Annotated in this window: 19 protein-coding genes; 6 read left to right on the top strand and 13 right to left on the bottom strand. The window is 74.3% G+C overall.

Going from position 1 to position 22,643, the window contains the following annotated elements; all coding sequences use genetic code 11:
• Positions 1-27 precede the first annotated feature (27 nt).
• Positions 28-1,437, bottom strand: coding sequence for a D-alanyl-D-alanine carboxypeptidase/D-alanyl-D-alanine-endopeptidase (dacB, locus tag AD017_RS14900; RefSeq protein WP_060574591.1), 1,410 nt, complete (start codon positions 1,435-1,437; stop codon positions 28-30).
• Between the two features lie 217 nt (positions 1,438-1,654).
• Here dacB and AD017_RS14895 point away from each other — a divergent pair, with 217 nt between their 5' ends.
• Positions 1,655-2,143 carry an inorganic diphosphatase gene (locus AD017_RS14895; RefSeq protein ID WP_010242619.1) on the top strand — a complete coding sequence of 163 codons (489 nt, stop codon included), beginning with the start codon at positions 1,655-1,657 and terminating at the stop codon, positions 2,141-2,143.
• A gap of 60 nt (positions 2,144-2,203) precedes the next feature.
• Here AD017_RS14895 and AD017_RS14890 read toward each other — a convergent pair whose 3' ends face one another.
• Positions 2,204-3,415: an acetyl-CoA C-acetyltransferase gene (locus AD017_RS14890; RefSeq protein WP_060574590.1), complete on the bottom strand. Its 1,212-nt coding sequence runs from the start codon at positions 3,413-3,415 to the stop codon at positions 2,204-2,206.
• 13 nt (positions 3,416-3,428) lie between these two features.
• A complete protein-coding gene (locus AD017_RS14885) occupies positions 3,429-3,881 on the bottom strand; it encodes a MaoC family dehydratase (RefSeq protein ID WP_060574589.1) in 453 nt (150 codons plus the stop codon).
• Positions 3,882-4,137: 256 nt separating this feature from the next.
• On the opposite strand from AD017_RS14885, the gene AD017_RS14880 reads away from it, so the two are divergent.
• Both AD017_RS14880 and AD017_RS14875 read left to right on the top strand, forming a co-directional pair.
• Positions 4,138-5,097: an ATP-binding protein gene (locus AD017_RS14880; RefSeq protein WP_010242614.1), complete on the top strand. Its 960-nt coding sequence runs from the start codon at positions 4,138-4,140 to the stop codon at positions 5,095-5,097.
• On the top strand, positions 5,094-5,903 hold the full coding sequence (locus tag AD017_RS14875; protein WP_010242612.1) for a SirB1 family protein: 810 nt from the start codon (positions 5,094-5,096) through the stop codon (positions 5,901-5,903). Before AD017_RS14880 ends, AD017_RS14875 begins: the two co-directional genes overlap by 4 nt.
• Positions 5,904-5,912: 9 nt before the next feature.
• On the opposite strand, the gene AD017_RS14870 is transcribed toward AD017_RS14875, so the two are convergent.
• Entirely contained in the window at positions 5,913-7,289 is a 1,377-nt protein-coding gene (locus AD017_RS14870) for an ATP-dependent 6-phosphofructokinase (protein WP_060574588.1), read from the bottom strand.
• Between the two features lie 134 nt (positions 7,290-7,423).
• Between AD017_RS14870 and surE the strand changes: the two genes are divergently transcribed.
• Entirely contained in the window at positions 7,424-8,212 is a 789-nt protein-coding gene (surE, locus tag AD017_RS14865; protein ID WP_060574587.1) for a 5'/3'-nucleotidase SurE, read from the top strand.
• Positions 8,213-8,233: 21 nt separating this feature from the next.
• Here the strand turns inward: surE and AD017_RS14860 are convergent, their stop codons facing one another.
• From AD017_RS14860 to AD017_RS14830, 7 genes are all read right to left on the bottom strand, one after another.
• Positions 8,234-8,833, bottom strand: a complete 600-nt coding sequence (locus tag AD017_RS14860; RefSeq protein WP_060574586.1) for a superoxide dismutase — start codon at positions 8,831-8,833, stop codon at positions 8,234-8,236.
• A 44-nt stretch (positions 8,834-8,877) separates the two neighbouring features.
• Positions 8,878-9,318 (bottom strand): hypothetical protein, encoded by a 441-nt coding sequence (locus AD017_RS14855; protein WP_060574585.1) that lies wholly within the window; start codon positions 9,316-9,318, stop codon positions 8,878-8,880.
• A gap of 81 nt (positions 9,319-9,399) precedes the next feature.
• The gene (locus AD017_RS14850) at positions 9,400-10,863 is read right to left on the bottom strand and encodes a fused MFS/spermidine synthase (RefSeq protein ID WP_060574584.1); all 1,464 of its coding nucleotides are present in this window, start codon (positions 10,861-10,863) and stop codon (positions 9,400-9,402) included.
• Between the two features lie 45 nt (positions 10,864-10,908).
• Positions 10,909-11,928, bottom strand: a complete 1,020-nt coding sequence (locus AD017_RS14845; protein WP_060574583.1) for an NADP-dependent oxidoreductase — start codon at positions 11,926-11,928, stop codon at positions 10,909-10,911.
• A 161-nt stretch (positions 11,929-12,089) separates the two neighbouring features.
• On the bottom strand, positions 12,090-13,250 hold the full coding sequence (locus AD017_RS14840; protein WP_060574582.1) for an acyl-CoA dehydrogenase family protein: 1,161 nt from the start codon (positions 13,248-13,250) through the stop codon (positions 12,090-12,092).
• Positions 13,247-15,328: a biotin carboxylase N-terminal domain-containing protein gene (locus tag AD017_RS14835; protein WP_174521821.1), complete on the bottom strand. Its 2,082-nt coding sequence runs from the start codon at positions 15,326-15,328 to the stop codon at positions 13,247-13,249. The genes AD017_RS14840 and AD017_RS14835 overlap by 4 nt, the downstream gene beginning before the upstream one ends.
• A 14-nt stretch (positions 15,329-15,342) precedes the next feature.
• Positions 15,343-16,929, bottom strand: a complete 1,587-nt coding sequence (locus AD017_RS14830; protein WP_060574580.1) for a carboxyl transferase domain-containing protein — start codon at positions 16,927-16,929, stop codon at positions 15,343-15,345.
• A 215-nt stretch (positions 16,930-17,144) separates the two neighbouring features.
• On the opposite strand from AD017_RS14830, the gene AD017_RS14825 reads away from it, so the two are divergent.
• Positions 17,145-17,834, top strand: a complete 690-nt coding sequence (locus AD017_RS14825; protein WP_060574579.1) for a response regulator transcription factor — start codon at positions 17,145-17,147, stop codon at positions 17,832-17,834.
• An 18-nt stretch (positions 17,835-17,852) separates the two neighbouring features.
• On the opposite strand, the gene AD017_RS14820 is transcribed toward AD017_RS14825, so the two are convergent.
• Positions 17,853-19,985 carry an ATP-binding protein gene (locus tag AD017_RS14820; RefSeq protein WP_145982765.1) on the bottom strand — a complete coding sequence of 711 codons (2,133 nt, stop codon included), beginning with the start codon at positions 19,983-19,985 and terminating at the stop codon, positions 17,853-17,855.
• 95 nt (positions 19,986-20,080) lie between these two features.
• Here AD017_RS14820 and AD017_RS14815 point away from each other — a divergent pair, with 95 nt between their 5' ends.
• Entirely contained in the window at positions 20,081-20,674 is a 594-nt protein-coding gene (locus tag AD017_RS14815) for a TetR/AcrR family transcriptional regulator (protein ID WP_060574577.1), read from the top strand.
• A 7-nt stretch (positions 20,675-20,681) separates the two neighbouring features.
• Here the strand turns inward: AD017_RS14815 and AD017_RS14810 are convergent, their stop codons facing one another.
• Positions 20,682-22,610 (bottom strand): heavy metal translocating P-type ATPase, encoded by a 1,929-nt coding sequence (locus AD017_RS14810; protein ID WP_082399253.1) that lies wholly within the window; start codon positions 22,608-22,610, stop codon positions 20,682-20,684.
• Between the last annotated feature and the right edge of the window lie 33 nt (positions 22,611-22,643).

The following is a 22,643-nucleotide window of genomic DNA, read 5'->3' as shown; positions in this document are numbered from 1 at the left end:
GCCGGCCACGCTACCCGCGGTCGGGCGTCAGCCGCGGCAGCCGCAACGGCTCAGGGTGGCCGCCACCCGGTCCAGCGCGGGGCGCGCGTCGGCGGGCGAGGTGCCGTTGGAGAGCAGCGCGAACACGAGCAGCCTGCCGTCGACGTCGGTGACCACCCCGGCCAGGCTGGACGCCCCGCTCAGCGTGCCGGTCTTGGCGCGCACGACGCCGCGTCCGGCGACCGACGGGCCGTCGCCGAAGCGCTCGGTGAGCGTGCCCCCGCCACCGGCGACCGGGAGCCCGGTGAGGATCGGCCGCAGGAACTGGACGTCGTTCGGGCTGTCCGACTGGGCCGCCGCGGACGCCAGCACCGCGCCGAGGAGCCGCGCCGGGATCCGGTTGTCCCGGGACAGCCCGCTGCCGTCGGCGAGCTGCAGGCCGCCGACGTCGTACCCGGCCTGGACCAGCGACTCGGTGACGGCGCGGGAACCGCCGTCGAAGGAGGCGTCGGCGTCGCGGGCGACGGCGACCTGCCGGGCGAGCGCCTCGGCGGAGACGTTGTCCGACGCGGTGAGCATGTACTCGACGAGGCTCGCGATCGGCGGCGAGGAGACGCTGCCCAGCACCGGGGCGTTCGCCGCGGCGGTGCCGTCCTGCACGTCGGTGGCACCGAGCGCGTCGGCCAGTGCCTGGCCCGCGGCCTGCGCGGGATCGGTCGAGCGCGGGCCGTCCTGCTCGGTGGGGGCGGTGCGGCCGCCGTCGAGCATCAGCGGGGACATGGGCGCGACGTAGCCGTCGGCGACGTCGCTCGCGCCCCAGCCCGGCGACTGCGCGGGGCCCTTCCACAGCCCGGTGTCGACGTACACCGTGCGCACCGGGGTGGGGTGCGCGTTCTTCACCTCGGCGGCCAGGTCGTCGATCCGGGCCGGCTCGGGGTAGAGCCCGTCCTGCCCGGCGGGCAGCGCGGTCAGCGACGGGTCACCGCCCCCGACGAGCACGACCGAGTCCTCGCTGGGGCCCGGGACGACCCGGGTGGCGAGCCGGTCGGTGGGGTTCATGGTGAGCAGCGCGGCGGCCGCGGTGAGCAGCTTGGTCGTGGAACCCGGGACCATGGCCCGGCCCCCGTCGCGTTCCCACAGCGGTGCGACACCGCGCGGGGACGACGAGTCCATCACCACACCGGTGACCTCGCCCAACGCCGGCGAGCTCAGCTGCTCGGACAGCACCTGGGTGATCCCGGCGGCGGTCGGGACCGGCGCCGTGGGGGTGAGCGGCCGCAGCGCGGGCATCGGGACCGGCGGGTAGGCGGCGGCCGCCTGGCCGAACCCGATCCGCTCCCGCGCGTCCGGCCCGGCGAGCGCGACGGCGCCGAACAGCGAGGCCAGGGCCATGACCGCGACGGCGACGACCGCGAACCGCCGCGTGTTGCGGTCCGTCCGCCGATGCCTGCGTCCCACTCCGCCTCCTGCTCGCTGTCCGGTCCGCGGACCGGCCGACCTGTCCGGGTGGTGGTGCGACGACCGCCACACCGCACCCGCAGAGGGTCACCGGCCTGCACCCACGCGGTCCGGTTCCCTCACACTAGGGGGAAGCACCGACGCCGCCGGAGCGGGCGGGCCACCCGGCCCGCCCCGGGCCCGGTGGTACGTGACCCTCTTCAAGGAGCAACGAACCGTGGACTTCGACGTCACCATCGAAATCCCCAAGGGCGGCCGGAACAAGTACGAGGTCGATCACGAGACCGGCCGTATCCGGCTGGACCGGACCCTCTTCACCGCCACCCAGTACCCCGCCGACTACGGGTTCATCGAGGACACCCTCGGCGAGGACGGGGACCCGCTGGACGCGCTCGTCCTGGTGCAGGAGCCCACCTTCCCGGGCTGCATCATCCGGTCCCGCGCGATCGGGATGTTCCGCATGAAGGACGAGAAGGGCGGCGACGACAAGGTCCTCTGCGTTCCCAGCGACGACCCGCGCCAGGAGCACCTGCGCGACATCCACCACCTGGCCGAGTTCGACCGGGCGGAGATCCAGCACTTCTTCGAGATCTACAAGACGCTGGAGCCGGGCAAGAGCGTCGAGGGCGCCGCCTGGGTCGGCCGCGCCGACGCCGAGCGCGAGATCAAGGCGTCCTACGAGCGGGCCAAGACCGAAGGGCACTGAGGCGCTTCGCGCTCGTGAGTGGTTATCGCGGCTCCAGCCGCGATAACCACTCACGAGCCGTCAGGCCCGCTCGAACACCGCCGCGAGGCCCTGCCCGCCGCCGATGCACATCGTCTCGAGCCCGTAGCGGGCGTCGCGGCGCTGCATCTCCCGGGTCAGGGTGGCCAGGATCCGGCCGCCGGTCGCGCCGACCGGGTGGCCCAGCGAGATCCCCGAGCCGTTGACGTTGGTCCGCTCGAAGTCGGCGTCGGTGAACTTCCACTCCCGGGTGCAGGCCAGGACCTGCGCCGCGAACGCCTCGTTCAGCTCGATCAGGTCGATGTCGGCCAGCGTCAGACCGGCCGCGTCGAGGGCCTTGGCCGTGGCCGGGACCGGGCCGATGCCCATCGTCTTCGGCGGGACCCCGCCCAGGCCCCAGGACACCAGCCGGGCCAGCGGCCGCAGCCCCAGCTCGGCGGCCTTCTCCGGGCTGGTCACCACGCACGCCGAGGCACCGTCGTTCTGCCCGGAGGCGTTGCCGGCGGTCACCGTGGCCGCGTCGTCGTCACGACCCAGGATCGGGCGCAGCTTCGCCAGGGTCTCCATCGACGAGTCGGGCCGGATGTGCTCGTCGGCCTCGACCACGGTGTCGCCCTTGCGGCCCTTGACCGTGACCGGCACCAGCTCGTCGGCGAACCGGCCCTCGGCCTGCGCCGCGGCGGCCCGGTGGTGCGAGCGCACCGAGAACTCGTCCTGCTCCTCGCGGCCGATCGAGTACTCACGGCGCAGGTTCTCCGCGGTCTCCAGCATCCCGCCCGGCACCGGGAAGTTCACGCCACCGGCGGTGACCCGGCCCCGGGCCAGCGAGTCGTTGAGCATGACCCCGGGGCCGCCCTTGACCCCCCACCGCATCCCGGTCGAGTAGAACGACGCCGACGACATCGACTCCGCCCCACCGGCCAGCACCACCTCGGCCGCACCGGTCTGCACCTGCATCGCCGCGTAGAGCACGGCCTGCAGACCCGACCCGCACCGGCGGTCCACCTGGATGCCGCCCGCGGTCACCGGGAGCCCGGCGTCCAGCGCCGCGACCCGGCCGATCGCCGGGGCGTCCATCGACGGGTAGCAGTGCCCGAGCACCACGTCGTCCACCACCGCGCCGTCCAGCCCGGTCCGCTCCACCAGCGCCGCGATCACCGTCGCGGCCAAGGAGTGGGCGGGCACGTCGCGCAACGAGCCGCCGAACCCACCCACCGGGGTCCGCAACGGCTCACAGATCACCGCATCACGCATCTGTCCGGTCCTCTCAGACGTACTGCCGGGTCAGCCACTCGGCGACCACGGCGGGCTTCTCGGAGTTCTCGATCTCGACGGTCACCTTCGAGGCGATCTGGACCCCGCCGGAGATGTCGGTGACGTCGATGATCTCGACGCGGCCGCGCACCCGGCTGCCGACCGGGAGCGGGCTGGTGAAGCGCACCTTGTTGAGGCCGTAGTTGACGCCCATCTTCACGCCCTCGATCCGGTACACCCCCTGCACCAGCTTCGGCAGCAGGGACAGCGTGAGGAAGCCGTGGGCGATCGTCGTGCCGAAGGGGCCGTCCTTCGCGCGCTCGGCGTCCACGTGGATCCACTGGTGGTCCCCGGTCGCCTCGGCGAACCCGTCGATCTGCTCCTGCCCGACCTCGACCCAGTCCGAGGCGCCGACCTCGCTCCCCTTCGCCTCCCGCAGCTCGTCGACCCCGTTGAAGACGCGCATCTCCCACCACTTCCGTTCGCTCGGCTCGTCGCTCGCCGGCGACCGCCCACCGTCCCGGCGGCGTCGCCGATGGTCCTTCCCTACCGCACGCGGCGACGCGGGTCGGGGGAACGTCGGGAAACCCACACGCCCCGCCCCGCGGGAACGCCCCGTGTTGACTATGGTCGGTCCGGGAGGAGCCGCCCGCAGGAGATCCGGGCACCGCCTCGACGTGGAAGGCCGCCCACCACATGGACCCGACCGTGACCGACCGCCGATGAGCACTCCGACGACGACGGCGCCCGACCGTCGCCTGGTGCACCGTGCCGTCCCGTACCGGGACCCCGAGCACCAGGCCGAGGTGCTGGCCGGCCCGGTCGGCGACGCCCTCGACCAGAACCGGCGCGCGCTGGTCGTCGTGGAGCAGCGGTGCCGGTCCGAGCTGCAGCGGTCGCTGGGCAGCGACGCGGGGGTCAGATACTGCCGCCCGGAGCGGATGCACTCCGCGCCGCCCTTCACCGTCGCCGGGCGCTGGAGCCGCGCCGTGCGCGACGCGATCGTCGAGGGCGCCCCCGGGGTGTGCACGGTCGGGCAGCCGCTCGACCTGCCCGGCACCGACCCGGCGTACTGGACTCGGCTGGACCTGGCGCTCGACCACGCGATGCACGGCCTGCCCGTCGAGATGCTGTGCTGCTTCGCCGACGACCGAGGCGCCCGCGCGGAGGCCGGCGCGCTGCACGACGAGTTCCTCGTCGACGGCGACCCGGTACCCAGCGAGTACCGCCGCGACCACCGCACGCTGCTCGCGGAGAACCCGCAGGCGGCGCCCGCTGACCTGGGTGTGCCGCTGCTCGTGCTGCCCGTCGGGCTGGACCGCCTGTCCACGATGCGCCGCGTCGTCCACCGCCAGGCGGTGCTGACCGGGTTCGGCCCGGAGCGCGCCGAGGACCTGGTGCTGGCCGTCAACGAACTCGTCAGCAACGGCATCGAGCACGGCTCGGGCGGCCCGGTGCTGCGGATGTGGCGGACACCGGAGGGCCTGGTCGCCGAGATGACCGACCCGTCGGCCTTCCACCTGCCGTTCCCCGGACTGGCCGCGCCGTCGCCGTCCGGGCGCCGCGGGCGCGGCATGTGGATGGCCTCCGAGCTGACCGACGTGCTGCAGGTGTGGACCGCCGAGGACGACCCGGGCCGGGTGCACGGCACCGTCGTACGGGTGACGGCGGGCCCGCCGTGACCGCCGCCGCCGATCCGGTCGTCCGTTTCCTGCGGATGGTCAGCGGACCGGAACCCGACCTCGACCGTGCCGCCTGTGCGATCGCCGCGGGCGCCGGCGGGGACGGCGGTGCGACCGCCCGCGCGCTGGCCACCCTCGACGAGCTCGCCGACGGGGTGACCGGCCTGGAGTCGTTGCTGCACCGGCTGTTCACCGAGGCGGGCTTCGCCGGCAACACCGCCGAGTACGGCGACCCGCGCAACTCGTTCCTGCCCGACGTCCTGGAGCGCCGCACCGGCATCCCGATCACGCTGTCGGTGGTCGCGATCGAGGTGGGCCGCCGGGCCGGGGTGCCGCTGGAGGGCGTCGGGATGCCCGGGCACTTCCTGGTGCGGGTGCCCGGCAGCGACCGCTACCTCGACGTGTTCGACCGCGGCCGCCGGCTGGACCTCGCCGGGTGCGAGGCGCTGTTCCGCGCGACGACCGGCGCGGGGCCGGAGGCGCCGTTCGGGGCGAACCTGCTGCCGCGGGTGTCGACCCGGCAGATCCTGGCCCGGATGCTCGACAACCTGCGCGCGGTCTACGCGCGGCAGAAGAGCCACACCGACCTGGAGTGGGTGCTGCGGATGCGGCTCGGGCTGCGCCACCGCGGCCCCGAGCTGATCCGCGAGCTCGGCGACGTCCTAGCCGCGCAGGCGCGGTGGGACGAGGCCGCCCGGCTCATGGAGTCCTGGGTGGACGGCCCGGGGCGCGGGTCGCGATCGGGTGCCGAGGTCCTCGACGAGGTCCGGACCGAGGCACGCAAGCACCGCGCGCACCTCAACTGACCGGGCGGCTCAGGTGTGCGGCGCCCGCGTCGGCGCCCCGGAGTCCTCCCCGAACCGCCACGGCTGCCCGGTCGACTCCAGCACCGCCATCCACAGGTCGCCGTGCGGGTCGACCTGGTTGCGCCGGCTCACGGCGAGGGCCATCGGGATGTGCACGAACCGGCGCCGGACCCGCCCCACCACCATCGACGTCCGGCCGGACATCGCCGCGTGCACCGCGGCCTGCGACAGCCGGACCGTGTAGACGCTGTCGTACGGGTTCGCCGGCACGCTGCGGATCAGGTAGCTGGGGTCGACGTAGCGGACGGTCGTCTCCATCCCGGCGTCGGCGAACGCGTCGCTGATCTGCTCCCGCAGCCACGGCCCGACGTCGGCGAGCTTGGCGTTGCCGGAGGCGTCGGTGCGGCCGATCGGCGGCAGCAGCTCCTGCCCCGCCCCCTCCGCCACGACGACGACGGCGTGCCCGCGCTGCTCCACCCGTCGTCGCAGGTGGTGCAGCAGGCCGGTCTCGCCGTCGAGCTCGAACGGGACCTCCGGGATCAGCACGGCGTCGGCGTCGGACCGGACCAGCGACGCGTAGCAGGCGATGAAGCCGGAGTGCCGGCCCATCAGCTTGACCAGGCCGACCCCGCCGGGGGTCGACTTCGCCTCCACCGTCACCGATCGGATGGCCTCGCTGGCCTGGGAGAACGCCGTCTGGAAGCCGAAGCTCTGGTCGATGAAGGGGATGTCGTTGTCGATCGTCTTCGGGATGCCGACGACGGCGATCCGCAGGCCCCGCTCGGCCACCACCCTGGCGATCTCCATCGCGCCGCGCATCGTGCCGTCGCCGCCGATCACGAACAGCACGTTGAGGTGCATCTGCTCGAGGCAGTCGACGATCTCCTCGGGGTCCTGCGGGCCGCGGGAGGTGCCGAGGAAGGTGCCGCCGTCGACCGGGATGTCGCGCACCGACTCCGGGGTCAGCTCGACGACGTCGTGCCCGTAGGAGGAGACGAAGCCGCGGTAGCCGTTGCGGAACCCGACGACCCGCCGGACGCCGTAGTGGTAGGTCAGCGTGCGCACCAGACCGGCGATCACGTCGTTGAGGCCGGGGCACAGGCCACCGCAGGTGACGATGCCCGCCCGCGTCTTGGACGGGTCGAAGTAGATCTGCCGGCGCGGGCCGCACGGTTCGAGGCCGGGCAGCTCCTCGACGTCGACCCCGCGGGCCTTGAGCCCGGCGGCGGTGTCGTCGAGCAGGACGCGGTCACCGGCGTCGACGTAGTGCTCGGTGGTGCGGCGGGCGTCGAGCAGGGGAGCGAGCGGTGAGGTGATGCGGGCGGGCCCGAGAGCGTCGATCGCCAGGTCGCCCGGCGTGATGCTGCTGTACTCCCAGGTCGTCACGCGCTGTCCCACTCCCTGTCGGTGTATCGATCCCGTAGCGGGGTCAATCGTGGCCTACCGGGACGGGGCCGTCGATCGGGGCCCCGGTGGGTGTGACCGCGCTCGCCCGGCCGGGACGCGCCTAGGCTGGGCCGGTGCCCCTCGCCCTGATCACGAACGACGACGGCATCGACTCCCCCGGGCTGTACGCACTGGCCAGGGGGGCGCGCGACGCCGGGTACGACGTCGTCGTCGCCGCCCCCGCCGCGGACGCGAGCGGTGCGGGCGGCTCCGTCCGGTCCGTCACCGACGACGGCCACACCGCCGTGCACGCCCGCGACGACATCGGCCAGCTCGACGGGATCGAGGCGTGGGCGGTCGCGGCCGACCCGGCGTACATCGTGCACGCGGCCGGGCAGGGCTGGTTCGCCCGCGAGCCGGACGTCGTGCTGTCCGGGATCAACGTCGGCGCGAACACCGGCGCCCAGGTGTTGCACTCGGGCACGGTCGGGGCGGTGCTCACCGGGACGCTGCACGGCTGGTCGGGCATCGCCCTGTCGCTGGCCTGCGGCCTGTCGACGCCGGCCGAGCCGAACTGGGCCACGGTGACCGGGCTGCTGCCCGAGCTGCTGGAGCGGCTGCGGTCCCGCCCCGCCGGGACGCCGTGGACGGTGAACGTCCCCGACGTCCCGGCGGCCGGGCTGCCGCCGCTGCGGGAGGCCGCGCTCTGTGCGACCGGCGCGGTGCGGGTGCGGGTGGCGCACCGGGCGCCGGAACGCGGTCCCGACGGGGTGCGGCCGGGCGGCTTGCGGACGTTCGTCTCGGAGGACCACTCCGAGGCGCTGCCCGGCACCGACGTGGCCCTGCTCGCCGCCGGCCACCCCACGGTCACCGAGCTCGCCCCCATCGGCTCGCACGCCGGGGGCACCGGCTACCCGGCCTGAGCCGGGCCGCCCCGCCCCCCGTCAGCCGCGGGCGGCGGCGAAGCGCTCGGCGGCGTCCGCCCAGTCGACGACGTTCCACCAGGCCTTGACGTAGTCCGGCTTCACGTTCTTGTACTGCAGGTAGAACGCGTGCTCCCACATGTCGAGCAGCACGATCGGGGTCTGCCCGGCGGGGAGCTGGGACTGCTGGTCGTAGAGCTGGTGGATCAGCAGCTTCTGCCCGAGCCGGTCGAAGCCCAGGACGGCCCAGCCGGAGCCCTGGATGGTGGTGGCGGCGGCGGTGAAGTGCGCCTGGAACGCGTCGAACGACCCGAAGTCGTCGTCGATCGCGGAGGCGAGGTCACCGGTGGGCTTGTCGCCGCCGTCCGGGGAGAGGTTCTTCCAGAAGGCGGAGTGGTTGACGTGCCCGCCGAGGTTGAACGCGAGGGTCTTCTCCAGGCCGACGACGGCGCCGAAGTCGTTCGTCGAACGGGCCTCGGCGAGCTTGTCGATGGTGGCGTTGAGGCCCTGGACGTAGGTGTTGTGGTGCTTGGAGTGGTGCAGCTCCATGATCTCCGGCGCGATGTGCGGAGCGAGTGCGCCGTAGTCGTAGGGCAGGTCCGGAAGCGTGTACTCAGCCATGAACGAAGCCTCGGACCTCTACCCGGCTTCAGGTCAAGTGTGACCTAGTTCTCGTCGCGCCCGGTCAGCGCCTGCTCGAGCTCGTCGGCCAGGTGCACGACCTGCCGGAACGGGAACTCGAAACCGTCGAGCGCCGCGGGGCCCAGCGGGATCGAGTGCCGGTACACGATCACGCCCTCCTCGGCCGCGAGCCCGCCCACAACCGACGGACCGGCCAGCTCCAGCGCCTTCGCGAGGTCGACGTCGCCGAGCCGGGCGACCGGCGACTCGATCTGCACCCACACCTGGTCCGGGTCGGCGACGGCCGCGGCGGCGTCGGTCACCTCGACGCCCGGCCGCGCGGCGGTCTCCCGGATCCGCTTCACGACGACCAGCTGGGTCCGGTCCCCGGTCGTCGGGAGCCGGAACCGGAGCTCGTCGGCGGTCTGCCGGACGATCTCGTACCGCACCACCACGTAGGAGTGCAGGTCTTCCCAGGTCGCCACAGCGGATTCCCCTCGTGAGTCACGTGCCTCCGGCGAACGCGACCCTAGCGTGATCCGGCCCGCGGCCACCCGGGACCGGGCTCAGCCCTCCAGGCCGGTGGTGATGAGCTGGTCGACCGGGGCACGGTCGTCGGTCAGCACCGGCGCCCCGGCGGTGAACGCGGCGGTGCGGGCCGGGTCGAGCACCGCGCCGGGCTCGCCGCTGCGGGCGACCGCGGCCTCCAGCGCCGCCGGGTCGACCGGCCGGTCGGACGCGACGACCACGACGTTCCCGCCGCCGCCCGGTGCGAGCTCGTCGGGCCGGGCCACCAGCATCGTCGTGCCGAAGCTGCCGTCGACCGTCGCCGTCGCGGCGCGCAGCAGGTCCAGCGGGTCGCGGTCGATCACGTTGAGCACGTAGAGCCCGCCGGGACGCAGCACCCGCTGCACCTCGGCGAGGAACTCGCGGGTCGACAGGTGCCACGGCACCGAGCGGGCGCCGAACGCGTCGCCGACGACGACATCGGCCGAGTCGTCGGGTCGCTCGGCGAGCCCCACCCGGGCGTCGCCGGTGCGGACGGTCGTCGCCGGGATCGCACCGGCGTCCAGCTCGCGCACGCCCAGGTCGACCACCCCGCGGTCGAGCTCCAGCACGGCCGAGGTGCTCCCCGGACGGGTCGCGGCCAGCCACCGCGGCACGGTGAGCGCCCCACCGCCGACGTGCACGGCGTCCAGCGGCCGTCCCGGCGGGAACGCGGTGTCGACCGCGGCCGCGAACCGTTTCGTGTAGGCGAACTCCAGGTGCGCGGGATCGCCGAGCCGGACGTAGGAGTGCCGGAGGTCGTCGAGCACCAGGTAGCGCCCGGCCGGGTCGTCCGGGTCGGGCTGCACGGACGCGCAGTAGTAGGTGGTGTCGGCGTCGCACCGGCCCGGGACGGCGACGAGCGCGACGGCGAGCAGGACCGCCGCCGTGCCGCCCCGCAGCAGGTCCCGGCGCCGGCGCCACGGCGCGACGACGAGCCCGAGCACCAGGCACGCGGCGGCGGTGACCAGCAGGATCGCGCTCACCGGAAGCAACGCCACCAGCACGAAACCGGTCAGGAAGGTGCCGGCGAGGGAGCCGACGGTCCCGGCCGCGGACAGCCCGCCGACGACCTCACCGGAGCGGTCGAGACCCGTCAGCCGCGCCTTCGTGACGGCCGGGGTGACCGCCGACAGCGCGGTCACCGAGACCAGTGTGGACGCCGCGACGAGCAGGACCGCCGCGTACGGCCCGGCACCCAGCAGCGGGCCGAGGAGCCGGACGATCGGGCGCACGGCGAGCGTGCCGAGCCCGCCGATCACGAGCATCAGCGCCGCGACGGCCACCGGGTCGCGCTCGTCGGCCCACTTCCCGCCGAGCGCGGCGCCGGCGGCGATCCCGGCCAGCGCCACCCCGATCACCGCGGTGGTGGACTCCAGGGTCAGCCCGACGTAGGGGGCCACCAGCCGCGTCGCGAGGGTCTCGACGACGAGGATCGCCGCTCCGGAGACGACGACGGCGGTCCGGGCGAGGGCGAGGCGCACCCCGTCATCGTGCCCGGCCCGCGCGCCGCACCCCGGTGGCGGGGTTCAGTCCCGGCGCAGGCGCAGCACCAGCTTGCCGGTGTTCTCGCCGCGGAACAGGCGCAGCAGGACCTCGGGGAAGTCGTCCACGGTGCCGTCGACGACGTCCTCCCGGCTGTGGATGCGGCCCTCGGCCAGCCACCCGGCGAGCTCGGTGCCGGCCTCGCCCCACCGGTCGACGTAGTCGCCGACCAGGAAGCCCTCCATCCGGGCCCGGTACACGAGCAGGTTCATGTAGTTGCGCGGGCCCTGCATGCCGCTGTCGGAGTTGTACTGGCTGATGGCGCCGCAGATGACGACGCGGGCGTGCATCGCGAGCCTGCCGAGCACGGCGTCGAGGATCTCCCCGCCGACGTTGTCGAAGTAGACGTCGACGCCGTCGGGGGCGAGCTCGCGCAGCCGCTGCGACACGTTCTCGGTGCGGTAGTCGATCGCGGCGTCGAAGCCGAGCTCGCCGGTGACCCAGGAACACTTCTCCGGCCCGCCGGCGATGCCGACCACCCGGGCACCCCGGATCTTCGCGAGCTGCCCCACGACGCTGCCGACCGCGCCCGCGGCACCGGAGACGACGACGGTCTCCCCCTCGTTCAGCGCACCGACGTCGAAGAGCCCGAACCAGGCGGTCATGCCGGTCATCCCGAGCAGCGCGAGGTAGCGCTCCGGCGGGACCTCGGCGGTGGGCCGCACCTTCTGCAGGCCGGAGCCGTCGGTCTCGACGTAGTCCTGCACGCCGAGCACGCCGGTGACGGTGTCGCCGACGGCGAACCCCGGGTGGTTCGACGCCACGACCTCGCCGAGGCCCAGCGCCCGCATGACGGAGCCGATCCCGACCGGCGGGGCGTAGGACTTCCCCTCGTTCATCCAGCCGCGCATCGCCGGGTCCAGGGAGACGTGGCTGACGCGGACGACGAACCGCCCCTCGCCGGGCTCCGGGACCGGCTCGGAGGTGTGCTCCCACACCTCGGGGCCGGGGAGCCCGGTCGGGCGGGCGGCGAGGCGTACCTGGTGGTTGAGGTCGTTACCCATGGGTACCGGTCTACCCGCGCAGCGCGCCCCGCACCCCATCACAGTCATCACCCGGCCCCCGGGAATGTCGTTCACCCACCGAACGAACCCCGCCCCGCTCACCGGTTCCGCCGGTGCTCACGCGATCGGGCGAGCGCCGACGGAACCCGTGAGCGTCTGCGCTACAGGCCCAGGTGGCGGGCTATCAGGAGTTTCTGGACCTCGGAGGTGCCTTCGCCTATCTCCAGGATCTTCGCGTCGCGGTAGAAGCGGCCGACGGGGTACTCGTTCATGAAGCCGTAGCCGCCGAAGACCTGCGTGGCGTCGCGGGCGTTGTCCATCGCCGCGTTCGAGGCGACGAGCTTCGCGATCGCCGCCTCCTTCTTGAACGGCTCCCCGTCGACGAGGAGCCGGGCGGCGTGCTGCCACGCGAGCCGGGCGGTGTGCACCCGGGCCTCCATCTCGGCGATCTTGAACTGGATCGCCTGGTAGCCACCGATCGTCCGGCCGAACGCCTCCCGCTCACCGGCGTAGCGCACCGACTCGTCGACGCAGCCCTGGGCCAGCCCGACCGAGAGCGCGGCGATCGCGACCCGGCCCTCGTCCAGGATGGACAGGAACTGGGCGTAGCCGCGGCCGCGCTCCCCGAGCAGGTTCGCCTCGGGGACGCGGACGTCGTCGAAGAACAGCTCGCGGGTGTCCGAGCAGTTCCAGCCGACCTTGGAGTACTTCCCGCCGACGGTGAACCCGGGCGTCCCGGCGGGGACGAGGATCGCCGAGATCTCCTTGCCGCCGTCGGGCTTCTCGCCGGTCACGGCGGTGACGGTGACGACCGAGGTGATGTCGGTGCCGGAGTTGGTGATGAAGCACTTCGACCCGTTGATCACCCACTCGCCGCCCTCGAGACGGGCGGTGGTGCGGGTGGCACCGGCGTCGGACCCGCCGCCGGGCTCGGTGAGGCCGAACGCGCCGAGTGCCCGCCCGGCGGCGAGGTCGGGCAGCCAGCGGGCCTTCTGCTCCTCGGTGCCGAAGCGGAGGATCGGCATGGCACCGAGCCCGACACCGGCCTCGACGGTGATCGAGACCGACGAGTCGACCCGGGCGAGCTCCTCCAGGGCCAGGCAGAGCGCGTAGTAGTCGCCGCCCATGCCGCCGTAGGACTCGGGGACGGGCAGGCCGAACAGGCCCATCGCGCCCATCTTCGCGGTGATGTCGTACGGGAACTCCTCGCGGATGTAGAGGTCCCCGATGACCGGGGCGACCTCCCTGCGCGCGAACTCCTCGACCGAGACCCGCAGTGCCTCGTACTCCTCGGCGGAGGTCCGTCCGGTGGCGGTGGTCATGCCGACTCCTCCTTCTCGGGAGCCGCCTCGACGACCAGCAGCACCGCGTCCTTCGCGACGGTGGCTCCGGGGCGGGCCCTCAGCTCGCGCACCGTCCCGTCGACGGGGGCAGTGAGCACGTGTTCCATCTTCATGGCCTCGACGACCACCAGCGTCGCGCCGGCGGTCACGGTGTCGCCCTCGGCGACCTCGACGACGGTCACGGTGCCCGGCATCGGCGAGACGACCGGGCCGCCGTCGTCCTCGGCGGCGGTGCGGGCTGCCTCCAGTGGCTCCTGCTCGCGGACGCCCCAGGCGTGGCCGTCGCGCCCGATCCAGAGCACCCCGTCGGACGCCTGGGCGACCGCGTAGCGGCGGGTGCGGCCGTCGTGGGTGTGCTCGACCGCCCCCGGCCCGACGGCGGCGGTGCGGCAGCGGTGCACCGGCGCGGCCCCGGTCGCGGACGCGGGGGTCGCCCCGTCCTCGCCGTCCCGGCCGGGCAGTGCCAGGTCGAACCCGGCGGCGCGGCCGCGGACCCGCACCTCGGCGGCGTCCGCCCCGGCGGCGACCAGCCGCCGCACGGTCCAGGCCGGCTCGCCGACCCGCCAGCCGCCCGGGACGTCGAACGGGTCGACGACCCGCGGTGCCTCGGACGGCGACACCGGCTCCAGCCGCAGCAGCGCCTGCCCGGCGACCGCGCCGAGCACGTCCTCGGGGACGCCGGTGTCCACCAGCGCCGCCCCGCGCCGCGCGATCAGGCCGGTGTCGAGCCGGCCGGCGCGGACGTCGTCGTCGGCGAGCAGTGCCCGCAGGAACGCCACGTTGGAGTCGAGCCCGAGCAGGACCGTGTCGCGCAGGGCGCCGTCGAGCCGGCGCAGCGCCTCGTCGCGGGTGGCGCCGTGGGCGATCACCTTGGCGAGCATCGGGTCGTAGTCCGAGCCGACGACCGTGCCGGTCGCGATGCCCGAGTCGACCCGCACCCCGGCGGCCGGGCTCCAGTCGAGCACCGGCCCGCCGCTCGGGAGGAAGGTCAGCGCTCCGTCGTGCACCGCGGTCGACTCGGCGTAGACCCGGGCCTCGACGGCGTGGCCGGTCAGCACGACGTCGTCCTGACCGATCGGCAGCGGCTCCCCGGCGGCGACCCGCAGCTGGAGCTCGACCAGGTCCAGGCCGGTGACCTCCTCGGTGACCGGGTGCTCGACCTGCAGCCGGGTGTTCATCTCCAGGAAGAAGGACTCGAGATCGGACGCCGCCCGGTCACCGCTCACGATGAACTCGACGGTCCCGGCGCCGGTGTAGCCCACCGCGCGGGCCGCCTCGCAGGCCGCACGGCCCATCTCGGCACGCTGCGCGTCGGTGAGCAGCGCCGACGGCGCCTCCTCGATGATCTTCTGGTGCCTGCGCTGCAGTGAGCACTCGCGCTCGCCGAGGTGGACGACGCCGCCGTGGGCGTCGGCCATCACCTGGATCTCGATGTGGCGCGGGGTGGTGACCAGGCGCTCGACGAGCAGGGTGTCGTCGCCGAACGAGCCGCGGGCCTCGCGCCGGGCCCCGGCGATGGCGTCGGCGAGGCCCTCCGGGGAGTGCACCTCGCGCATGCCCTTGCCGCCCCCGCCGGCGCTCGGCTTGAGCAGGACCGGGTAGCCGATGTCGGCGACGACGGCGGTGAGCTCGTCGTCGGACAGGCCCGCCCCGTCGGAGCCGGGCACGACCGGCACCCCGGCCTTGGCGACGGTCTGCTTGGCGCGGATCTTGTCGCCCATCGCCTCGATCGCCGACGACGGCGGCCCGACGAACGCGATCCCGGCCTGCTCGCAGGCGGTGGCGAACGCGGTGTTCTCGGACAGGAAGCCGTAGCCGGGGTGGATCGCCTGCGCGCCGGTGGCCCGGGCCGCGGCGATCACGTTCTCGATCGACAGGTAGGACTCGGCGGCCGCGGCGGGCCCGATCCGGACCGCCTCGTCGGCGGCGCGGACGTGCGGGGCGGAGGAGTCGGCGTCGGAGTACACGGCGACGCTGCGCACGCCGAGCGCGCGCAGGGTGCGGACGACCCGGACGGCGATCTCGCCGCGGTTGGCGACCAGGACGGTGTCGAACATGCGGCTCACGGCCCTCACATCCGGAAGACGCCGAAGGCCGGGTCGGCCAGGGGCGCGTTGGCGGCGACGGACAGGGACAGGCCCAGCACCGTGCGGGTGTCGGCGGGGTCGATGACGCCGTCGTCCCACAGCCGGGCGGTGGAGTAGTAGGGGTGGCCCTGCGCCTCGTACTGGGCGCGGATCGCGTCCGGATCGGCGTTGCCGACGGTGCCGAGCACGGTCGCGGCCTGCTCCCCGCCCATGACGGAGACGCGGGCGTTGGGCCACATGAACAGGAACCGCGGCGAGTACGCCCGCCCGCACATGGCGTAGTTCCCGGCGCCGAACGACCCGCCGATGACGACGGTCAGCTTCGGCACCCGCGTCGAGGCGACGGCGGTGACCATCTTGGCGCCGTTCTTCGCGATCCCGCCGGCCTCGTAGTCGCGGCCGACCATGAACCCGGAGATGTTCTGCAGGAACACCAGCGGGATCCCGCGCTGGTCGCACAGCTCGACGAAGTGCGCGCCCTTGACCGCGGACTCGGAGAACAGGATCCCGTTGTTCGCCACGATCCCGACCGGGTGGCCGTGGATCCGGGCGAAACCGGTGACCAGCGTCGTGCCGTACTCGGACTTGAACTCGCCGAACCGGGAGCCGTCGACGACGCGGGCGATCACCTCGCGCACGTCGTAGGGGGTCCGCGAGTCGGCCGGGACCGCGCCGTAGAGCTCCGCCGGGTCGACGGCCGGGGCCTCGGTCGGCGCGACGTCCCACGGCCGCGGGGCGCGCGGGCCGAGCGTGCCGACGATGGCCCGGACCCGCTGGAGGGCGTCGGCGTCGTCGGCGGCCAGGTGGTCGGTCACCCCGGAGGTCTTCGAGTGCAGGTCCCCGCCGCCCAGCTCCTCGGCGGTGACGACCTCACCGGTCGCCGCCTTCACCAGCGGGGGGCCGCCGAGGAAGATCGTGCCCTGGTTGCGGACGATCACCGCCTCGTCCGACATCGCCGGCACGTAGGCGCCACCCGCGGTGCAGGAGCCCAGCACGGCGGCGATCTGCGGGATGCCCTGCCCGGACATCTGCGCCTGGTTGTAGAAGATCCGGCCGAAGTGCTCGCGGTCCGGGAAGACCTGGTCCTGCTCGGGCAGGTAGGCGCCGCCGGAGTCGACCAGGTAGACGCAGGGCAGCCTGTTCTGCAGCGCCACCTCCTGCGCCCGGAGGTGCTTCTTGACCGTCATCGGGTAGTAGGTGCCGCCCTTGACCGTCGCGTCGTTGGCGACGATCACGCACTCGCGACCGGCCACCCGGCCGACACCGGTGATCATCCCGGCGCCGGGGGCCTGGTCGTCGTACATGCCGTGCGCCGCCATCGGCGACAGCTCCAGGAACGGCGACGACGGGTCGACCAGCGAGTCCACCCGGTCCCGTGGCAGCAGTTTGCCGCGCTCCACGTGGCGGGTCCGCGACCGCTCGGGTCCGCCCAGCCGGGCCGAGGCGAGCTGCGCGTTCAGGTCCGCCACCAGGTCGCGGTGCGCGGCGGCGTTCGCCGCGAACCCGTCGCCGGACGGGTCGACCGCCGTGCCGAGCCTGGGCGCTCCCTGCGCCGCTTCCGGGACCACCATCCGTACCTCCTGTTAACGACCGTTAACAGGTTAGCGCTCGTTAACGTGGTTCGTCCAGCACCGGTCCCCGTCTCAGGCCCGTCACAGCGTCGGCGGAGCACACTCGTCGTACGACCGATGGGGAGGAGCGCCGATGAGGGTCGTCGGGCGTCCGGCACCGCTGTTCCTGCAGGCCACCGTCCGTCACGGGCGGGCGCGGACACTACGGTAGAAGCGTGCGCCTGCTACTGGTCGAGGACGAGAAACCGCTCGCCGAGCTCGTCCGGCGGGGCCTGGCCGCCGAGGGGCACGAGATCGAGCTCGCCCACGACGGCAACACCGGCCTGCAGTACGCGTTGTCCGGCCGGCACGACGTGATCGTCCTGGACATCATGCTCCCGGGCCTGTCCGGCTACCGGATCCTGCAGCACCTGCGCGACCGCGGCGTGTGGACCCCGGTGCTGATGCTGACCGCGAAGGACGGCGAGTACGACGAGGCCGACGCGTTCGACCTCGGCGCCGACGACTACCTGACCAAGCCCTTCTCGTTCGTCGTGCTGCTGGCCCGGCTGCGGGCACTGCTGCGGCGCGCCGGGGAGTCGGCACCGACCGTCCTGCGCGTCGGGGACCTGTCGCTGGACCCTGCGACCCACCGGGTGCACCGCGGCGACGTCGAGATCTCCCTGACCCCACGCGAGTTCGGGGTGCTGGAGCACCTGATGGCGCACCCGGGGCAGGTCGTGACCAAGACCGACATCCTGCGGTCGGTGTGGGACGCCCACTACGACGGCGAGGTCAACGTCGTCGAGGTCTACGTCGGCTACCTGCGCCGGAAGATCGACGCGCCGTTCGGGACGCACAGCATCGAGACCCTGCGCGGCGTGGGCTACCGGATGTCCGAGCCCGCCGCCGCACCCCCGGCCTGACCTCCGGGGGCCGCCGGATCAGCTCCGGCGGTCGTCCGGGCGGCGCGGGGCCGGGGCCCGCGACTCCCCGGACCGTGCCGCCTCGCCCTGGGCCGCCTCGGCGCGGGCGGCACCGGTCCGCGTCCCGCCGTTCCGGGTCGCCACGGCGGTGCCGCCGCGCGGGCCGGTGCCGGCTCGGACCACCGGGAGCGGACGGGTCTCGTTCTCGTCGGCGGGGCTGCCGACGGTGTCCGGACGGATCGGCAGCGGACCGGTCGGCGGGTCGTTCCGGCGCTGCGCCCGGCCGGCGTCCTGCTCCGGGCGGGGAGCCCCGGGCGACGGACGCATGGCGCCGCCGCCGGCGGACGTCACCTCGGGGGTGACCCCGTTCCCCCCGGCCGGGGTGGCCGTCCGGTTCGCCTCCACACCGGCTGCACCGGCTGCACCGGCTGAACCGGTGGCACCGGCCGCCCCGGCCGCACCGGCCAGGTCGACCGCACCGGACGCGCCGCCGGAGGGCGCCGGACCGGAGGGTGCCCGACCGGGGTGGGCGGGACCGGAGTGCGCCCCGGCCGGGATCTCCAGGATCCGGGGCAACGGGCCCGACGGGCGGTCGTCACGCAGGTCGGGGTCCGGCTCGGACGCCCCGGACGGCTCGGACTCGTCGTCCGGCTCGGGGACCGGAGCCGCGACGACCGCCGGGAGGGTCACCCGGAACCGGGCACCGCCCAGCTCCGGCGACTCCAGGGCCGCCACCGTGCCGCCGTGCGCGGCGACCAGCTCGGACACGATCGACAGGCCCAGGCCGGAGCCGCCGTCGCCGCGCGAACGGGCCTCGTCGAGGCGGACGAACCGCTCGAACACCCGGGCCCGGTCGGCCTCGGGGACACCGCAGCCGTCGTCCTCGACGTCGATCACCGCGGTGGCGCCGTCGGTCCCGACCGACACCGTCACCGTCGACGTGGCGTGCCGCTTGGCGTTGTCGACGAGGTTGCGCACCACCCGGACCAGCTGGCCGCGGTCGCCGACCACCCGGGCCGGCTCGGTCGTCACCCGGACGGCGACGGCCGTCGCCCCGGACGGCCGGACCCGCTCGGCGTCGGCGATCTCGTCGAGATCGACCTCCTCGCGGCGGGGCGCGAGCCCGCGCTCGTCGGCCCTGGCCAGGAACAGCAGTCCCTCGACCAGGCCGGTCAGCCGGGCGGTCTCGCCGCGGAGCGTCTCGACGGTGGCCCGGTCCGCCGACTCCTCCGCCATCCCGGTGCCGAGCAGCTCCAGGCCGGTGGAGACCGTCGCGAGCGGGCTGCGCAGCTCGTGGCTGGCGTCGGCGACGAACCGCCGCTGGGTGGCCTGTGACGACTCGATCCGGCCGAGCATCTGGTTCATCGTGCGGGCGAGCCTGCCGACCTCGTCCCGCGACGCCGGCTCGGGCACCCGTTCGGACAGGTCCTTCTCACCCATCCCGGCGACCCGCGACCGCATCTCCTCCACCGGGCGGAGCGCGCGGCCTGCGAACAGGTAGGTGAAGAACCCGGCGACCAGCACCAGGACCGGGATCCCGCCGGCGGCCAGCAGCCCGACGGTCTCGACGGCCTGGTGCACCGGCTTGAGGTCCTGCGCGGCGTAGACGGTGATCGGTCGCCCCTGGGCACGCGCCCCGAGGCCGACGACCATCATGTTCTCGGTCGCCGTCTCGTCGTCCCCGACCTGGTCGGCGCCGTTGCGGTAGGTGATCGGGACATCGGCCTCGGACCGCGTCTCGCCCGGCGCCAGCAGCCACGGCACGATGGGGTCGGCCTCGTCGAGCGGATCGGACGAGCCGATGATCTGGACGTCCTTCTGGGCGCCGTTCGAGCCGACCATCCAGTCCGGGGCGTTGGTCTCGTCGCTGTAGGCGGTGGCGATCTGGACGATGTCGGTGCGCTTGCCGGTCGCGTCGATGGCGTTGCGCTTGGGATCGCTGCTGCCGGAGAAGTTCGCCTCGACCCGGGTGGCGAGCTGCTGGGCAGTCTGCTGGAGGGCGTCGCGGGTGTTGGCCTTCAGCGTCTGGTCGAGCACCAGGACCAGCGACACCCCGGCGACGACGAGCACGAGCGCGACCGCCGCCGCGGCGGCGAGCGCGGACGCCGCGCGCACGCCGGTGCGCTCGCGCAGCCGGCGCAGGGTGCTCATCACACCGACGAGGGTATCGCCGACGACCTGTGCGGATCCTGAGACGATCCGCACGGCGGTTAACAACCGTTAACCCGGAGCGGTACGCTCGTGCGATGGCCGCCCCGGAGTCCGCCGGCCCCAGCCGGCGCGAGCAGATCCTCGCCGAGGCGGCACGCCTCTTCGCCCGGCACGGCTTCCACGGCGTGAGCATCGCCGACCTGGGAGCGGCCGTCGGGGTCAGCGGGCCCGCCCTCTACCGGCACTTCCCGGGCAAGGAGGCGCTGCTCGCCGAGATGCTGATCGACATCAGCGAGCGGCTGCTGGAGGGCGGCCGCGCCCGGGTCCGGCACGACGATCCGCGGGCGGCGCTGGCGGACCTCGTGGACTTCCACGTCGAGTTCGCCACCCGCGAGCCGGAGCTGATCGTCGTGCAGGACCGGGACCTGGCGAACCTGCCCGACGAGGCACGCCGCACCGTCCGCCGGCTGCAGCGCACCTACGTCGAGCTCTGGGTGGACACCCTGCGCCGGGTCCACCCGGGCGTCCCGCCGTCCGAGGCACGGACCGTCGCGCACGGCGTGTTCGGGCTGCTCAACTCGACGCCGTACGCGCCACGGGTGGACCAGCCTGCCCCCCGGGGCGCCGACGCCCGGGTCGCCGTCCTGCGCCGGATGGCGCTGGCCGCCCTGGACGCCGCACCCGCCTGACCGCCCGTCAGACCCCGGCACCGACCCGGTCCTCGACCGGCGCCGCGGCCGTCCGCCCGCGCCGGTCGTCGTGGCGCGCGCCGACGAGCAGCCGCAGCCCGTTCAGGCACACCAGCACCGTCGAGAGCTCGTGCCCGGCGACGCCGACGACCAGCGGCAGCGTGCCCACCAGGTCCCACCCGACCAGGACGACGATCACCGCGGCGGCGAACGCCAGGTTGGCGCGCGCGATCCGCCGGGCCCGGCGCGCGAGGGCGACCAGCGGGGCGAGCGAGCCGAGCGGGTCGCGGGTCAGCACGCCGTCGGCCGCCTCCAGCGAGAGCGCCCCGGCGCCGTCCGAGACGACCAGCCCGACGTCGGCGGACGCCAGCAGCGGCGCGTCGTTGATGCCGTCGCCGGCGGCCAGCACCCGGCGCCCGGCGTCCTGCCGCTCCCGCACGACGTCGACCTTGTCCGCGGGCAGCAACCCGGCACGCACACCGGTCAGGCCGAGCCGGTCGGCGAGCACCCGGGCCGGGCGCAACGCGTCACCGGTGAGGACCTCGGGCTCCCCGCCGACCACGCGTCGCACGTCGGCGAGGGCCTCCGCCGCGCCCGGGCGGGGCTCGTCGGCGAGCCCGAGCACGCCCACCGGCGCCCCGCCCACCAGCACGACGACGGCGGTCCGCCCGGCCTCCTGCACCTCCGCGACCAGCGCGCCGGCCGGCCCGTCCGGGGCGTCGAGCAGCTCGGGCCTGCCGACGAGCACCTCGTGCCCGCCGACCGACGCCCGCACCCCCTCGCCGGGGACCGCCGCGAACCCCGTCGCGACGGGCAGGTCGAGGCCACGGTCGAGGGCGTGCCGGCGCACCGCGCGGCCGAGCACGTGCTCGCTGCCCACCTCGGCCGCCGCCGCCAGGGCGAGCACGTCGTCGGTGGAGCGGCCGCCGAGCGCGGTGGCCGCGACGACCTGCGGCCGGCCGGAGGTGAGGGTGCCGGTCTTGTCGAGCACGACGGAGTCGACGTCGGCGAGCGCCTCGAGCACGGTGACGTCCTTGACCAGTGTGCCGCGACGGCCGGCCACCGCGACGGCCGCGAGCAGCGGCGGCATCGTCGCCAGGACGATCGCGCACGGCGACGCGACGATCATGAACACGATCGCGCGGAGCAGGGTCTCCTCGAACGCGGCACCGAGCAGCAGTGGCACCGCGAGCAGCAGCACGGTCGCCACGACGACGATCACCGAGTACCGCTGCTCGACCTTCTCGATGAACAGCTGACGGTTCGCCTTCGTCCCGGCGGCGCGCTCGACCTGCGCCGCCACCCCCGCGACGACGGTGTCCGCGGCGTCGCGCAGCACCCGCACCCGCAGCACGCCGGTGCCGTTGACGGTGCCGGCGAGCACGTCGTCGCCGGCCTCACGGCGGACCGGCACCGGCTCGCCGGTGAGCGCCGCGGTGTCCACCTCGGACACGCCGTCGAGCACCCGGCCGTCGCCGGGGATCCGCTCGCCGGGCCGTACGACGACGGTCTGGCCGGCGACCAGCCCGGCCGCGGGGACCCGCCGCTCGGTCCCGTCCTCGACCAGCGTGGCGGTCTCCGGCGCGAGATCGAGCAACGAGTCGATATCGGCCCGGGTCCGCGCCGTCATCACCGCCTCGAGCGCACCGGACGTCGCGAAGATGACGATGAGCAGGCCGCCGTCGAACCACTGGCCGATCGAGGCCGCGGCGGCGGCCGCCACGACCATCAGCAGGTCGACGTCGAGCCGCTTCTCGGCCAGCGCCTTCACTCCCTCCACCGCGGGTTCCCAGCCGCCCAGGACGTAACAGGCCAGGTAGAGGGCCACCACCACGGACCAGGGTGCCCCCGCGAGCGACAGCCCGGTGGCGGCGAGGAAGGCCAGCAGGGCCGCCCCGGCCCAGCGGACCTCGGGCAGTGCGAGTGCGGTGCGCATGCGAACGACAGTACCTGCGTATGCATGAAGATA

The sequence above is a fragment of the Pseudonocardia sp. EC080619-01 genome (assembly GCF_001420995.1).
Taxonomy (GTDB): Bacteria; Actinomycetota; Actinomycetes; order Mycobacteriales; family Pseudonocardiaceae; genus Pseudonocardia.
This window is presented reverse-complemented; position numbering and strand designations above follow the sequence as displayed.

Coding starts and splice junctions, on each gene's coding strand:
- AD017_RS14890 (WP_060574590.1), bottom strand. CDS start 3,415: ATGCGTGATGCGGTGATCTGTGAGCCGTTGCGGACCCCGGTGGGTGGG.
- AD017_RS14885 (WP_060574589.1), bottom strand. CDS start 3,881: ATGCGCGTCTTCAACGGGGTCGACGAGCTGCGGGAGGCGAAGGGGAGC.
- AD017_RS14880 (WP_010242614.1), top strand. CDS start 4,138: ATGAGCACTCCGACGACGACGGCGCCCGACCGTCGCCTGGTGCACCGT.
- AD017_RS14860 (WP_060574586.1), bottom strand. CDS start 8,833: ATGGCTGAGTACACGCTTCCGGACCTGCCCTACGACTACGGCGCACTC.
- AD017_RS14845 (WP_060574583.1), bottom strand. CDS start 11,928: ATGGGTAACGACCTCAACCACCAGGTACGCCTCGCCGCCCGCCCGACC.
- AD017_RS14840 (WP_060574582.1), bottom strand. CDS start 13,250: ATGACCACCGCCACCGGACGGACCTCCGCCGAGGAGTACGAGGCACTG.
- AD017_RS14835 (WP_174521821.1), bottom strand. CDS start 15,328: ATGTTCGACACCGTCCTGGTCGCCAACCGCGGCGAGATCGCCGTCCGG.
- AD017_RS14830 (WP_060574580.1), bottom strand. CDS start 16,929: ATGGTGGTCCCGGAAGCGGCGCAGGGAGCGCCCAGGCTCGGCACGGCG.
- AD017_RS14820 (WP_145982765.1), bottom strand. CDS start 19,985: ATGAGCACCCTGCGCCGGCTGCGCGAGCGCACCGGCGTGCGCGCGGCG.
- AD017_RS14815 (WP_060574577.1), top strand. CDS start 20,081: ATGGCCGCCCCGGAGTCCGCCGGCCCCAGCCGGCGCGAGCAGATCCTC.
- AD017_RS14810 (WP_082399253.1), bottom strand. CDS start 22,610: ATGCGCACCGCACTCGCACTGCCCGAGGTCCGCTGGGCCGGGGCGGCC.